The organism is Mesorhizobium sp. M1066 (assembly GCF_040318635.1).
Classification (GTDB): domain Bacteria; phylum Pseudomonadota; class Alphaproteobacteria; order Rhizobiales; family Rhizobiaceae; genus Mesorhizobium.
Genome location: NZ_JAMYMR010000026.1, coordinates 1 through 12,328 on the forward strand (window position 1 = coordinate 1; position 12,328 = coordinate 12,328).

A 12,328-nucleotide genomic window follows, 5' to 3' on the forward strand; every position below is an offset into this window, starting at 1 on the left:
AGAGAAGCGGCTACGTTTCATGTCCTGGTCCTCTCGATGGGCCAGAACGAACTTCAAACCGGATTAGATCAGAGGGGCAAGGTCAACTTCAATTCTCTCAAATAACACCGCAGTCCGTAATGCACTACAGCAAGTCGAGCATGTACTTGGAGCCACGTTCTTTGAAAGCGGTTTGGACGAGCTTAGATCTGCCGTCCGAGACGAAGCGGTGTTAGAAACGACGACACAACTCGCACTTCGTATGCTCGAACCCTTTCGGTCCCTCGTTGAGGAGGAGGAGCGTAAGCGCGCCGTGGCTGGAGGGCAGAGACGCACGGTATCAAGCGAATTGTGGTGCCAACATAGAATGGATCCGGCGATCGCCGAGTTGGTCTCACGTTGCTTTTACAAAAACCGGCTTTACACAGGTGATGACAGGATTGAGAGCGCCAAGGTACCATTGCCTTTTACGTTCGATAGCAAAATTCCAAGCTCGCCTATCGTCTTCATCGACATGCCATTTGCCAGCCGATCCGGTCGAGCTGAGCCGGTTGAGAGGGGGCGGCCACGATGGCATAATCCATCTGAGCGCAGGATTGTATTAGAGATACTTCGTCGTCTGAAGGTCGCAGATTTAAAACACGACCCTGCCGACCTGAATACTCTGGCTGTGTTATCCCCCTATAGGGCTCAGGTTGAGCGTATGGCGAGGGACCTGGACGTGTTGCGAAATAGCGGTGCGAGTTCCATCGCGCAGTTCTCAGGTTTCACCCACGATAGCCGCATGCATGGAACGGTCGATTCTTCTCAGGGCAGCGAGGCAGACTTGGTGATCGTTTCTTTAGTACGAAACAATCACCGCAATGGCGTCGCCTCGCTCGGCTTTCTAAGAGATCCGCGACGGATGAACGTGCTTCTAAGCCGGGCAAAAATGCAGCTAATCGTCGTCGGGTCTTTGGAGTTCTTGAAAGAAAGCACGCGGCACGCCTCCGCCGTCGAACAGGATGACCTCGCGTTCATACGTTTGTTCCTCGACACGCTAGAGCACCTTACTACACAAAAAGCATACCGAGGTGGACCTGCGGCGGTTGTCACTAGCGCGGCTGATGCTCTTGAAGGAGTGACATTTTGATCACGAGCAAAAGCCGTCCACTGGCGATTGCCGCAATCCCCATTCTTCGTGTTTCGGCCCGGGTTGTTCTTGAGAAGGGACGGGGCTGGAGCGCCATTGATGAACTTGTCCTATGGGCATTTTCAATTAAGGCACGATCAGCAACACAGATGGCGAGTGAGTTGAACCTCCCGAGGCGCGTTATCCTAGAAATCGTCTACAGGATGATGCGCTTCCGGCTGATCGAAGCGGTGTTGCTTCATGGTGTTCCGGCATTTCAGGCCACCGCATACGGGTCGGCAATCGTCCTTCATGGTGAGGAAATCCCCACGCTTCAGCGAAGATTTTCTCGCAAGATTGCCTTCGTGGTCGACAAGATAACGGGAACGGTCTTTCCTAAAAGGGACGTTCGCGTCGAGAATGCTGGGGCGCTGACGGCTTTCAAAGAGAGTGGGGCTGCTGTCCATGAGATCGAAGTACGTGGACAAAAGATTCAAACAAGTCCGTCTCAAAATGTCGCAAGATTTCAGGAGATTCTTAATCCCGATGAGACTTTAATTTATTTTGATGGCGATACTCTAATCGAGAGAGATGACGAATACATCATCGTGACTGCTGACGGTCATGATCTAAGGGGGCTGCCAGCAAAGGCACCTACGCAGCTAAAATCTCAAGTTGTTTATGCCCTTTCGCTTCCCGTATCGGGAAAGAAGGTCGTGATGAACTCTCTCATTTCGAAGGACGACGAACCGATCGTGCCATTGATGGCCCGAATTGATTTTGATCCGCGCACAGACCTGATCGTGGGTGGTCAAGAGCACCGGGATGCATTCCATGCCATTCTTGCGACGGCCAGCCGTCGAATATACCTCCACTCGTCGTTTTTGAAAAAGGACAGCTTCGACAATGTTGTAGACCTTTTGCGTGGCGCTGTAAGGAGGGGGGCGCGCATAGATATATTTTGGGGAGCCGGAAGCCCGAACGAGCCAAAAGAAAAGACTCTTTTGGAAGCGACTGCGATCTCAAAGGCGATCTCGGGTGATGACTCTCTCAGAGGAAGTGTCACTATTCATCTGCGCTCCACCGGGTCGCATGCCAAACTGATTGTTGCGGACGATGGGCTCGGTGGTTGGATCGGAGCAATAGGATCTTGCAGCTGGCTCTTCAGCAAGTTTGATCGCCTTGAAGTCACTGCAATATTGCGATCGCCTGGTGTCGTAGCGCAGCTGGTTAGCAGCTTCTGCAAACTTATAGCGCAACCCGGCTTTCGGCCCGAAGTCGGTAGTGAACTTTACCTTTTGGGTAACGCTCTCAGGCTTCAGCCTCAACAAGGAAAAATGACCGCGGGAGTAGTATCGGGCCAGATGCATGAAGCCCTCTTGCGCCACGCGAGTGGGACCGCCGAAAAGCGCTTCCTGATTGCCAGTGATCGGCTAGGAAATGCCGCATTTGCCAATGCAATAATTCCTTCTGAACACTTTCATTCGAGGACAGGTTTAACCCCCGTAGTCGTATACAGTCAGAACTCCGGTGCCATAGCCGAGGCCGGTGCAGCCATGTCGGTCGCAGTGGAGGCACTGGCAAGAGGCGTTCAGGTCGTGTCCCCGTCAGAGAGTTTCCACGCGAAGTTCCTCCTATGGGGCGAAGACGACGTGGTGATCACGAGTCTCAACATGGGCTCTGCAACAATCAGTCCAGACCTTCCGATGGGGGAATTGGGCGTTCATCTGTCAGGTTCGCAGATTGCCAGCCACCTTATTGATAGGCTCCGAGGGTGGTGGTCCTTTCTTTAGGGAGTTTTTGTTCACTACGAGGATGTTGGCATGCTTTTTGACGTAACTACCTATGAAGTTAGCGTCGAAATTGGAAGCAGGCTTGCTCTGGACATAGCGTAAGGCTGGCGCCGATATTGCGTCCGGATCGCTGTCGGCGGGCGCAAATCGGCGTCGGTCGTCAAGCAGATCGATCGCCGTCATTCCGTCCGGCGGCTGCACGAGGTCGCGCTGCAGAAGTGTCGGTGGATTGCCCTCGGTCAGTGCAACGAGCGCAACCTGGGCACGCTTCTTTTGCGTCACGCCGAACTGCACGCCAGCGGAACGCATGCCCGTTCCGATCCCGTCCTTGCGCGCGACCTGCGAGACGCTGACACCAGGCTGGTCGCTCTCCAGCGCGATCATGCTTTTCCTTATCGCTGAGCAGGTTGCCGGCGGGCGCCTGGATCATCCTTCGGGTCGGCGGTCAAGCTGTATTCCGGCGGCGTTCCGCTAGCACTAGTGCCAACGACCGGACGGGGCAGGTGGATAAAGATGCGTCTGCCAGTCGATTTCGACCTCACACTTGTCCAGTCAGGACGCCATGTGCGCAGGCTCGTCGGCGAAAGATGCAGCGTTGCGGTGTATTCACGGATGCCATGCGCTCCATTTCGTTGCCTCGACATGCAGCTCCCAGAACGCCTGGACGGCACGGTTGCGCACATCCGTGCTCACCGCAAAGCGCAGCCGAGCGCGCTTTTTCTGCCGGGCCGCTCGTTCTTCCAGGCGCTTCAGACGGCGTAATTCCACCTGACATTCCGCCTGCTTGAGCCCCGCTTCGTTGCCCACGAAGTACTTCAGCCAGCGATCGAGCGTGTCCTTCGTCAGGCGATGCACGCTATAATATTCCGTACGCGTCGGACCGCTGCGCCGCCACGCCTCGACGTGAACTACCGTGCTCTCGATCTCGAAATGTCTCAAATTCACGGGAAATCCTTGATGCAACGAAGGAGCCCGATCTGTCGCGCCATCGCACTATTCAATCTGGGAGCAGCGACCGCGCGCTTACACACGGCCGAGGGATGGCGAAGGATTGCCGCCCGTAATCGGGGCGAGCGCCTTGCCGAGCAGGAAAGCTGTGGGTCGACCGCGGGTCAACTGGCGATCGCCGGCGACTCGGCTGCAAAATCTGTTCCTGTGAAGCAACGCAGGAGGCGAACGATGGAATTCTTTTGCGGAATTGGACGTCGCTATGGATGAGAAGCGGTGTGCGTCGTCGATGATCATGGCGTGGTGCATCTTGAGAAGACGGCGGTGACAGATGCCGATGCGCTGTTTGCAGTGCTGAAGCCGTTTCTGCCGCGCCTGCGCCACGTCGGCCACGAGGCAGGATCACTGTCGCCCTGGCTGCATCCGGAACTCAAGAAACTCGGCCTGCCGGCCCTGCCTGGAGACGTAGAACGTGCGCGCCGCGATGTAGGCGCAGCGCACAAGACCGACAGGGCCGGTGCGCTCGGCATCGTCCATATCATGCGCACCGGCTGGTTCCGCCAGGCCCATATCAAGTCGGAGAGCTGCTACCGCACGAAGCTTCTGCTGACGCACCGGCGCAATCTGAAGGCCAAGTTCCTCGACCTGGAGAACGCCATACGCCATTCGCTGAAGGCGTTCGGCATCCGCCTTGGCAAGGTTGGCCGAGGAGCCTTCGATCAGGCGGTGCGCACTGCGGTGCCGGAAGATCCACTGTCGTCCGAGCTGATGGACGCCATGCTGTCGGCGCGCGCAGCGCTATGGAGGCACTATTGTCGGCTGCACGATCTCGTCGTCAAAATGGTGGCACACAGCCAACTGTGCCGGCGCTTCATGGCGATCCCCGGCGTCGGCCCGGTCACGCCACTTTCGTTCATGACGGCGATCGATGATCCGTAGCGCTTCCGTCGCTCACGCGACGTCGCGGCCTACTTCGGGCTGACCTCGCGGCGTTGGCAGTCGGGCACCTCGATCGACGTTCAGGGTCGCATATCGAAAGCCGGCGATGCTGATGTACGACGCTCGCTTTACGAGGCGGCGTCGGGGTTGATGACGCGCTTCAAGGGCAGAGACAAGGTCAAGAGCTGGGGCCAGGCGATCGCCAAACGCTCCTGCCACCGTAAGGCCTGTGTCGCCGTGGCGCGCAAGCTGGCGGTGATCATGCACGCGATCTGGACCGATGGAACGTTCTATGTCGGCGATCCGGCGGCAAGCCAGGCGGACGCCGGCCGGCGTGCTCATGACAAAGCCCGCAAGCTGCTCGGAGCGCATCGATGAGCAGAAGACCGACAGTTGAAACGCATGGCGCCGGCACGTTGACGGACACCATCTGACACAAGGAATCCGCTCCGGCGGATGAGGACCGATGCAGACCAGGAACGACGGAACGCACGTTATCTTGCCTGCGGCGCGCCGATCGCGAGACGGCCGGACCGCGCCGGATTGCCTGTGACGCTGCTCCGTCACTCCGATGGAAAAGTGCGCCACGATGGTTCCCGTGTTGCAAATAAGCAGCGCTGCTACCCCGTCGCAGAGCGCGGAAGACTGCACGGCGCATCGGAACTCGACGCAAGAGTACGGGATCGTGTCTTAGAGCATAGAATAGTGTATTATCGCAGTTTGGAAGAGGAACGACGATGGATAGCAAGTCTCTCAAAATACGACCGATTAAGACGGCAAGATAAAAGGGCGCACATTGTGCTGCGGTCGGCTGGTTGTTTTTGCTAGTATTTTCTGCGCCCTCGGCACATTGTGAGGTTTTGCCGCAATGTGCGCTAAGATCCGAAACAATTGTTTTAGCTCAACAATTTACAATGTGCTTCTCAATCGACGATTGCGATTGTCCACGGATATTTGGAAGTGGTTCCTCACCGCCGTGAGGTTAGGCCCTGGATGGCTGCCGCGTTGCATGAGGGCAGCCTGCATCCTTGTCGACATCGCATCTTTGACCGGCAGTCTGCGACCTCGATCGCTCAAAGTGCGAACGTTGGGCCGGTTACTATGAAGGGATACGCCGGCGCCACGCTGCCTTAAAAGTTATCCAAACCGCTGATAGGCGAATGACGAGCGATGTGCATCACCAGCCGCTGCTGGCGGTGCGATATCGGCCACGATCGAATTGAGACGTATTTCGCCGTGCAACTGACACGCCTTGAGCTTTACAATCGAGTCTGCGAGAGGCCTCTCAGCAAAATCGCTCCAGAGCTCGGAATTTCCGGCACGGTGCTGGCATCGATATGTAAGCGATTTCAGGTTCCCTATCCTGGGTCGGGATATTGGACGCGTAAATTGCTCGGACTCCCGGTAGACTTGCCGCCGCTGCCGGAGGCATCGGACGAACTGATTGAGCTAACGTCGCCGACTCCAAAGCCACGCCAAAAGAGAACCGCGAAAGAAGGCTCTGTTCGCAAGGCCAGACCTGCCGCGAAACCCCATCGCCCGGCGCGCCATCGGCTGCTCTTCGGCGTTGAAGAGCACATGCGAAAAACACGCGACGTAAAACAGGGCGAGTTCCTCAGGCCCTACAAGAGAATCCTGCCGGATCTGATTTCCTCAGAGACCCAGTTGCTTCGCGCACTCTCGATCGCCAACGATCTCTATCTCGCGCTGGACGAACAGGGATACCGCGTTCAAATTGCGCCGGCTGCCGACGGCCTTGATCGCATCCGCATCAAGGAACAGGAGGTGGAGCGCAAGGATCGCAAATACGGGCACTATCACTCCGGGAGCATCTGGGCACCGGATCGACCTACCGTTCTCTATGTCGACACGGTGCCGATCGGGCTCGCCATCACCGAAATGACAGAAAGAGTGACGGTGCGATACCTTGATGGCGAATACCATCGGGAGGACAGCAGGCTCATCCGATCCGCCAAGCCTTGGCAGTTAACGCATTCCTGGACAAGGGAGCAGGACGTGCCCTGCGGGCGCTTTCGGGCCATTGCCTACTCGCCGAAAAGGGGCGTCGACTGGTCTGTCAGTTGGCAAGAGACCGAGCAGGAAGCGATGGGCGCGCTGATCCCAAAAATCGTGGAAACATTGAAAGCGGCCAAGGGTACTGTTCAACGCCTTATGGACGCCGAGGATGTGGCGGCCGCGAAGAGGAAGAAAGAAAGAGAGGAGGAGTGGGAGCGCTATCTAAAGCAGGAGGATGCCCGCAAGGTGGCTCAGGCACTAGCGGACAGCCAGAAGCAGCTGGCCGAAATTATTGAAAGGTGGGGCAGGGCGATGACAATAGCGGTCTTATGTAGCAAACGCACCAAATTCCCGCGCGACCTAAAGGGTGGGTTCCCATAAAATCCGGGGATGCCAAGAGTTGCCCCTATCGTCCGGTCCACCCGATACGAACACGCCATCAATACGCTGGTGGCGAAGCGATCCGAGATATCCGGCGCGATCCGGTTCAAGGGTGCGGACCTGGCTCACCAGCTACAGCACATAGACGCGGTGCTGTTGATCCTTGGCTACAAGGGCGATCCGGCGCTTATCGTGCCGCTACGGCGCACCCCAAGCCGATTTCGCAAGGGCGAGCTTTACCGGCTGATCTTGAAGCATGAGGCGGACGGCAGCGCGTCAAACCGAGAGACGGCGACGCGCATCGTAAGCGCCAAGGGATGGGATGCCGCGCTGGTTAAGCCGCTCATGAACAACATCAAGACGGCAAAGGGCTGGCGACGGCGGAAGGCGATCCGAGAGCGTCAAGAGAGCAAATAATAGGGCTAGGCACCCGCCTTCTACTATGGGGTGCCAGGGTCGGTAACGGTATTTCGAAGACCATTAATCATGGTTTATTCATTTCACTTCGGTATATTGTGGAAACGTCACGAAGGACTTACACTCCGAGTCGGTGGGATAAAAATGGCTCTCGACTGGAAATCCAGCGGGAGAAGGGGTGGGGATGACAATCTACAAGGCGGCTATAGCGGTGCTGGTCCAATGAACCCGCACGATCTGGACCATACGATTCTCCATCACATTAACGGGAAGGCCGCCGAGCTTGAGGATCGCCTCAAGTCTGACGTTGTTGCTTTTTACGGCCAAATTCAACCAGCCTACTTCCGTATATTCCGGAATTTTATTGAGGAGGTAGCAAAAACCTCCAAGCGCAAAGAAAAGACGCTTTCTATAGTGCTACGAACACCCGGCGGATCAGCGCAGACCGTTGAGAGAATGGTTTCTGTGGTTCGGAAGCATTACAAATTAGTGAATTTTATTGTTCCAGACCTTGCTATGTCAGCAGGGACAATTTTCTGTATGTCTGGCGACAAGATTTACATGGACTATTCTTCGTCTCTTGGGCCAATTGATCCACAAGTGATGCTCCCTGACGGCAGCGGGTTTGTGGCAGCCTTGGGCTATCTTGATAAGGTCGAAGAGATCGTCAGTAAGAAACAATTGTCGCCGGCGGACGTTGTGTTTCTTCGAGGTCTTGACTTGGCCAAACTTGCATTGTTTGAACAGGCAAGGGATTTATCGATCGATCTGCTAAAAACGTGGCTGGTTAAGTATAAATTCAAAGACTGGAAGACTCATCGAACTACTAATCCTGGCGCAAAAGTGACTAGAGCTGAAAAGATAGAACGAGCTGAAGAGATAGCTAAGCAGCTTGCCAATCATAAGAAATGGCATTCCCATGGCCGTGCTTTGGACATCGATAAGCTACGAGTCTTGCGCCTAGAGATTGACGACTATTCCGATGATGTCGACCTTGCGCCTGCTGTCCGTGGGTACAATGATCTTCTAACTGCTTATACAGACCAGCAGAAATTCCCTTTCTACTTGCATAGTCATCTAACGGAGGCTCTATAATGTCTGAAAAGCTGACCGAAAAAGTGAAAAAAGTGCAAGGTGATCTTAACAAAGTTAAGGTTCGGCACGCTGGTGCTCTTAGCAAGGAAGTGCTGGAGGCTCTTGCGCTCGCCGACCAGTTTTCTTCCATCCAGCCCGAGGTTTATGTACTCCCTCTCGATGCGATGGGAGGATTTTGCGTTGCAAACGCCAAAACAGAGTTGGTTTTGGAAGCTGCGGTCTAGGCGGCCGAACGCTGCCAATATCCGGCCCACACACGGCTAACCGAATGATTGAGTGCGCCGCCAAGCAGGGCGAAGGCATTGCCGCCATTTGACCGGCGACTGTGATCTTCAAGCCATGCGGCGTGGTTGGCGTACTGGTAGAGGTAGCGGTGCGAAACGTGGTGGTGCTGGCCGCCGACCATGCGACGCAGGCGGCTGAAATAGCTTTCCACCATGTTGGTATGCTTGCCATGGCCGTCGCTGTAGCTTTCCGAGTGATTGATACGTGTCGAAGCAAAATCGGCCTCCAGCACGTCCCAATGGTTCGCTTCGTCCGCGAACAACTTGGCGCCGGCCACCATGCGAGCGCGGGCGATCTCGACGCCTTCGGCTTCGCGATGGCGGATGAACGTCAGGGTGCGGCCAGCGCGCTCGCGCAGGGCGATGACAACGCGGCGGCGGTCTGACTGGTGTTCCTTCAAGCGGCGGTCCTTGCGGTCCTCTACGCGGTTCTCAGGGCGCACCACGCCGCCGAAGTAAGCGCCGTCAATCTCGACCTCGCCTTTGAGGGTTTCGTTCTTGGTTTCAGCCGACAGGGCTTCGCGCAGCTTGTGAGCCAGCACGAAGGCGGTCTTGTATTGAACGTCAAGGTCGCGGGAGAACTGGACTGCCGACATGCCCTTGGCGCCGTTGACGAACAGGCAGATCGCGGCGAGCAGATCGACAAACGACAGCTTGCGCGAGGCGAAGATTGTGCCGCTCGTAACCGAGAACTGCGCACCGCAAGCCGCGCACTTGAACTTGCGACGGGTCGGAATGTCGTAGTGATCCAGGCACCCGCATTTCGGGCAAACAGGCTCGCCTTGCGTCGAGGCCCAGCGAAGGCGCTTGAACGTGTCATAAGCCTTTTCCTCGCCACCCTTGTAAATCTCCTTCAGGGAGAGGGTGCGGCTCCTTGTCGGTCTCGTGGGCATCTTTCTGATACGAGACACCCTCGCCACGAACAAAGAGGCTACCGACGCCGCCAAAGCTGCCGTCACTCATGCGACCGAGACGGCCAAACTTGAACTTCGCGCCTACCTGACTGCCGTTCCCGATGGGATCAATCAACTGATCCGCCAGAATGATGTCATGGGCCACGTACTTGTGAAGAATGTAGGCCGACTGCCAGCACAGAACGTGACCCTGCTCATTAAGATGGAGCGTTCGCTTGGACCGGAATTCGACTCGTTCTTTCGGCGAGAGACTTTTGACTTGCCCAAAGTGGCCACTAACTCTGACCGCGTTATTCATCCGGGCAGCGAGATGCGGCAGGGCAGCGAAGAAAGGATAGCAATCTCTGATCTCTGCCTGCCCGAGCACAATGTTTATGTTTATGGCATCGTGTCTTACCACGACGGATATGGCGTTCGGCGGTCCACCCGGTTTTGTCACCGATACGCAACGGCCAGCCGCGACCATGGAATTACATGGGATGTAACCCCCAACCAAAGCCGGACTTTCATTGGCGCTGACAAAGCGCGTTACCACAACTACGGCAACAGCGCCGATTAAGACAGCGGCCCACACCGCTCGCGCCCACACGGCGCGCCGCCTAGCTCACGGTCCCCTCCTGTCGTCGGGGCTTGGTGCTTTTGCTACATAAGACCGGACAATAGAGCGCTTTTTCCTGGATGCCCAAGAGCGGTTGAACACCACGGACGACAATGATCGCCGCAAGCGCCTGGAGGAGCGTCTGGCTCTCGCGAGAGCAATGATGGAAAGCGTCGATCCGCTGGATTTCATTGAAAGCTGGCGGGCACCGCAGGAGCGGTACCAGGCAAAATTCGTCTAGACCAGATTTGTGCTGCCTAGACTTGTTCTTGGCGGCAACGGGACCGCATCCGGACTGTCCGCTTTCGGAAAGCGCTTGGCGTTAAGGTGCCCGCTTCCGTGAAGCGAAGGGGCCGGTTGAGAAGCATCGACGCTGCCCCCTAACTCTTGCTACGCACCCCTCTTCCATTAGAGCCAATCCTGCGCCATCATCCCCGCTGCTTGGAGCTCGCGGCGATCCACGCAGCTCATACATGCGAGGCCCTTCTATCGATTACCAGCCATAATTCGACGCATTCTTCCACTGCGCGTCAAAACAGCAAAAACCTGACTAATACCTCACCCCCTAATTGCTCGAATCTATTTAATCGTGCACGTTGCTATGGCTCGTGAAGGGGCGCACCAAGCGCTTCATACATTTATTTTTTCGTGTGCACCGCACATGTGGGGATACTCTTGTCTTCAATCGGATGGATTGATTTCGACGAAAAGGAGCGCGACCGGGCGAACGCACTGATGCAGCTCTTCACCGAGCATGAGGCAAGGGACGAGCTGGGGCTGGGCGCGATCCGGGATTCAATTGCCGATCACCTCTTCCCCGGCACCAGCACCGTTCAAACTCGCCTCCGTTACATGCTGTTCGTGCCTTGGATCTTCTCCCGGCTTCCTCGGCATCGCAGCTCCATCGAGGTGCTGGATCAGATGCGGTCCGATCAGCTCAAGCTTCGTAATGCCCTGGTCACAGGCATGGAGAGCAATGGCGTCATCGGCGTGAATGCCGGCCGCGAATTGAAGAGGCTGCCGGCCAGCGTCTATTGGGCTGGATTGGAGAATTGGGGCATCCGGTTGTTCCCCGGATCCATCGACTCCTATGCCGCTTCGCTGCCGTCCTGGCCGAAAGAGTCCAGCAGGGACCACGCCGAAGACGACTATGATGCGAACCGTTCCAGGCTAGCGCTGTGGCATCCGCAGCTTCCCGCGGCGCCAAAAGGCCTCTTCGAAAACACGAGCTTTGCACTGAGCGATGAGGAAGCCGAATTCATCGTGGACCGCCTCAACGCCAGCAATCCCGATAGCTTGCTGACCTTCCTCGCTCGGAAGGGCGGCAATGCTCGGGCCGGCTACATCTGGGCACATCCGCACGTCTCCGAATTCCCGGCCCGCATGCGCCGGCTCGTCGAGCACGCCTCGATCTTCTCGGAGGCCATGTACGGTGCTGCCCTTCACTATAATCTGCAGCTCAGCCAGCTCCGGGGCAAGGAGGACTGGGTCGAGGACTACAAGTCGGGCATCGCGAAGTGGCAGCAGGACCTTGATCTTGCCCGGTTGAAGCACTGGTCGCTGGAAGACTTCTGGGACGAGATCCGCCACCCCGCGCATCGGGTGCTCGAACCGGCGCGACGGTTCGTAACCGATTGGACCGACCTGCTCAAGATCAGTGGCGGCCTCAAGCGAAACAAGGCCAAGGGGCTGGCATTGGTGAAGGAGCGAGAGCGGCGCCTCAAGAAGGGACTGTCGCGCTTTACCAACCAGGCAGCACTGAGCCGCTGGAAGGGGGCGTCCGGCGCCTACCGCCTCCAGTTCCGCTGGTCGCAAGCGAGCCGTCATCTGCAGGACCTTGCCCGTGGCTAGGT

The 12,328-nt window shown here is 56.8% G+C and carries 12 protein-coding genes and 1 pseudogene; 10 read left to right on the forward strand and 3 right to left on the reverse strand.

Going from position 1 to position 12,328, the window contains the following annotated elements:
* Window positions 1-241: 241 nt before the first annotated feature.
* On the forward strand, window positions 242-1,111 hold the full coding sequence (locus NKH52_RS25180; RefSeq protein WP_352735007.1) for an AAA domain-containing protein: 870 nt from the start codon (window positions 242-244) through the stop codon (window positions 1,109-1,111).
* Window positions 1,108-2,883: a phospholipase D-like domain-containing protein gene (locus NKH52_RS25185; RefSeq protein ID WP_352734890.1), complete on the forward strand. Its 1,776-nt coding sequence runs from the start codon at window positions 1,108-1,110 to the stop codon at window positions 2,881-2,883. Before NKH52_RS25180 ends, NKH52_RS25185 begins: the two co-directional genes overlap by 4 nt.
* Here NKH52_RS25185 and NKH52_RS25190 read toward each other — a convergent pair.
* Window positions 2,821-3,267 carry a hypothetical protein gene (locus tag NKH52_RS25190; protein ID WP_352734891.1) on the reverse strand — a complete coding sequence of 149 codons (447 nt, stop codon included), beginning with the start codon at window positions 3,265-3,267 and terminating at the stop codon, window positions 2,821-2,823. The genes NKH52_RS25185 and NKH52_RS25190 overlap by 63 nt on opposite strands.
* Window positions 3,268-3,489: 222 nt before the next feature.
* On the reverse strand, window positions 3,490-3,828 hold the full coding sequence (locus NKH52_RS25195) for a hypothetical protein (RefSeq protein WP_352734893.1): 339 nt from the start codon (window positions 3,826-3,828) through the stop codon (window positions 3,490-3,492).
* 234 nt (window positions 3,829-4,062) lie between these two features.
* Between NKH52_RS25195 and NKH52_RS25200 the strand changes: the two are divergent.
* From NKH52_RS25200 to NKH52_RS25220, 5 genes and pseudogenes are all read left to right on the forward strand, one after another.
* A pseudogene (locus tag NKH52_RS25200) lies at window positions 4,063-5,148 on the forward strand (IS110 family RNA-guided transposase).
* Between the two features lie 792 nt (window positions 5,149-5,940).
* Complete coding sequence (locus tag NKH52_RS25205) at window positions 5,941-7,167, forward strand: hypothetical protein (RefSeq protein ID WP_352734895.1); 1,227 nt, start codon at window positions 5,941-5,943, stop codon at window positions 7,165-7,167.
* 69 nt (window positions 7,168-7,236) lie between these two features.
* The gene (locus NKH52_RS25210) at window positions 7,237-7,584 is read left to right on the forward strand and encodes a hypothetical protein (RefSeq protein ID WP_352734897.1); all 348 of its coding nucleotides are present in this window, start codon (window positions 7,237-7,239) and stop codon (window positions 7,582-7,584) included.
* Between the two features lie 144 nt (window positions 7,585-7,728).
* Window positions 7,729-8,679, forward strand: a complete 951-nt coding sequence (locus tag NKH52_RS25215; protein WP_352734899.1) for an SDH family Clp fold serine proteinase — start codon at window positions 7,729-7,731, stop codon at window positions 8,677-8,679.
* A complete protein-coding gene (locus NKH52_RS25220) occupies window positions 8,679-8,903 on the forward strand; it encodes a hypothetical protein (RefSeq protein ID WP_352734901.1) in 225 nt (74 codons plus the stop codon). Before NKH52_RS25215 ends, NKH52_RS25220 begins: the two co-directional genes overlap by 1 nt.
* Here NKH52_RS25220 and NKH52_RS25225 read toward each other — a convergent pair.
* Entirely contained in the window at window positions 8,900-9,856 is a 957-nt protein-coding gene (locus tag NKH52_RS25225; protein WP_352735008.1) for an IS1595 family transposase, read from the reverse strand. The two genes, NKH52_RS25220 and NKH52_RS25225, sit on opposite strands and share 4 nt — an antisense overlap.
* On the opposite strand from NKH52_RS25225, the gene NKH52_RS25230 reads away from it, so the two are divergent.
* The 3 genes from NKH52_RS25230 (at window position 9,849) to NKH52_RS25240 (ending at window position 12,326) form a co-directional block, all read left to right on the forward strand.
* A complete protein-coding gene (locus NKH52_RS25230) occupies window positions 9,849-10,436 on the forward strand; it encodes a hypothetical protein (RefSeq protein WP_352734903.1) in 588 nt (195 codons plus the stop codon). The genes NKH52_RS25225 and NKH52_RS25230 overlap by 8 nt on opposite strands.
* A gap of 133 nt (window positions 10,437-10,569) precedes the next feature.
* Entirely contained in the window at window positions 10,570-10,716 is a 147-nt protein-coding gene (locus NKH52_RS25235) for a hypothetical protein (RefSeq protein ID WP_352734905.1), read from the forward strand.
* Window positions 10,717-11,150: 434 nt separating this feature from the next.
* Window positions 11,151-12,326 carry a DUF6361 family protein gene (locus tag NKH52_RS25240; protein ID WP_352676971.1) on the forward strand — a complete coding sequence of 392 codons (1,176 nt, stop codon included), beginning with the start codon at window positions 11,151-11,153 and terminating at the stop codon, window positions 12,324-12,326.
* Window positions 12,327-12,328 lie beyond the last annotated feature (2 nt).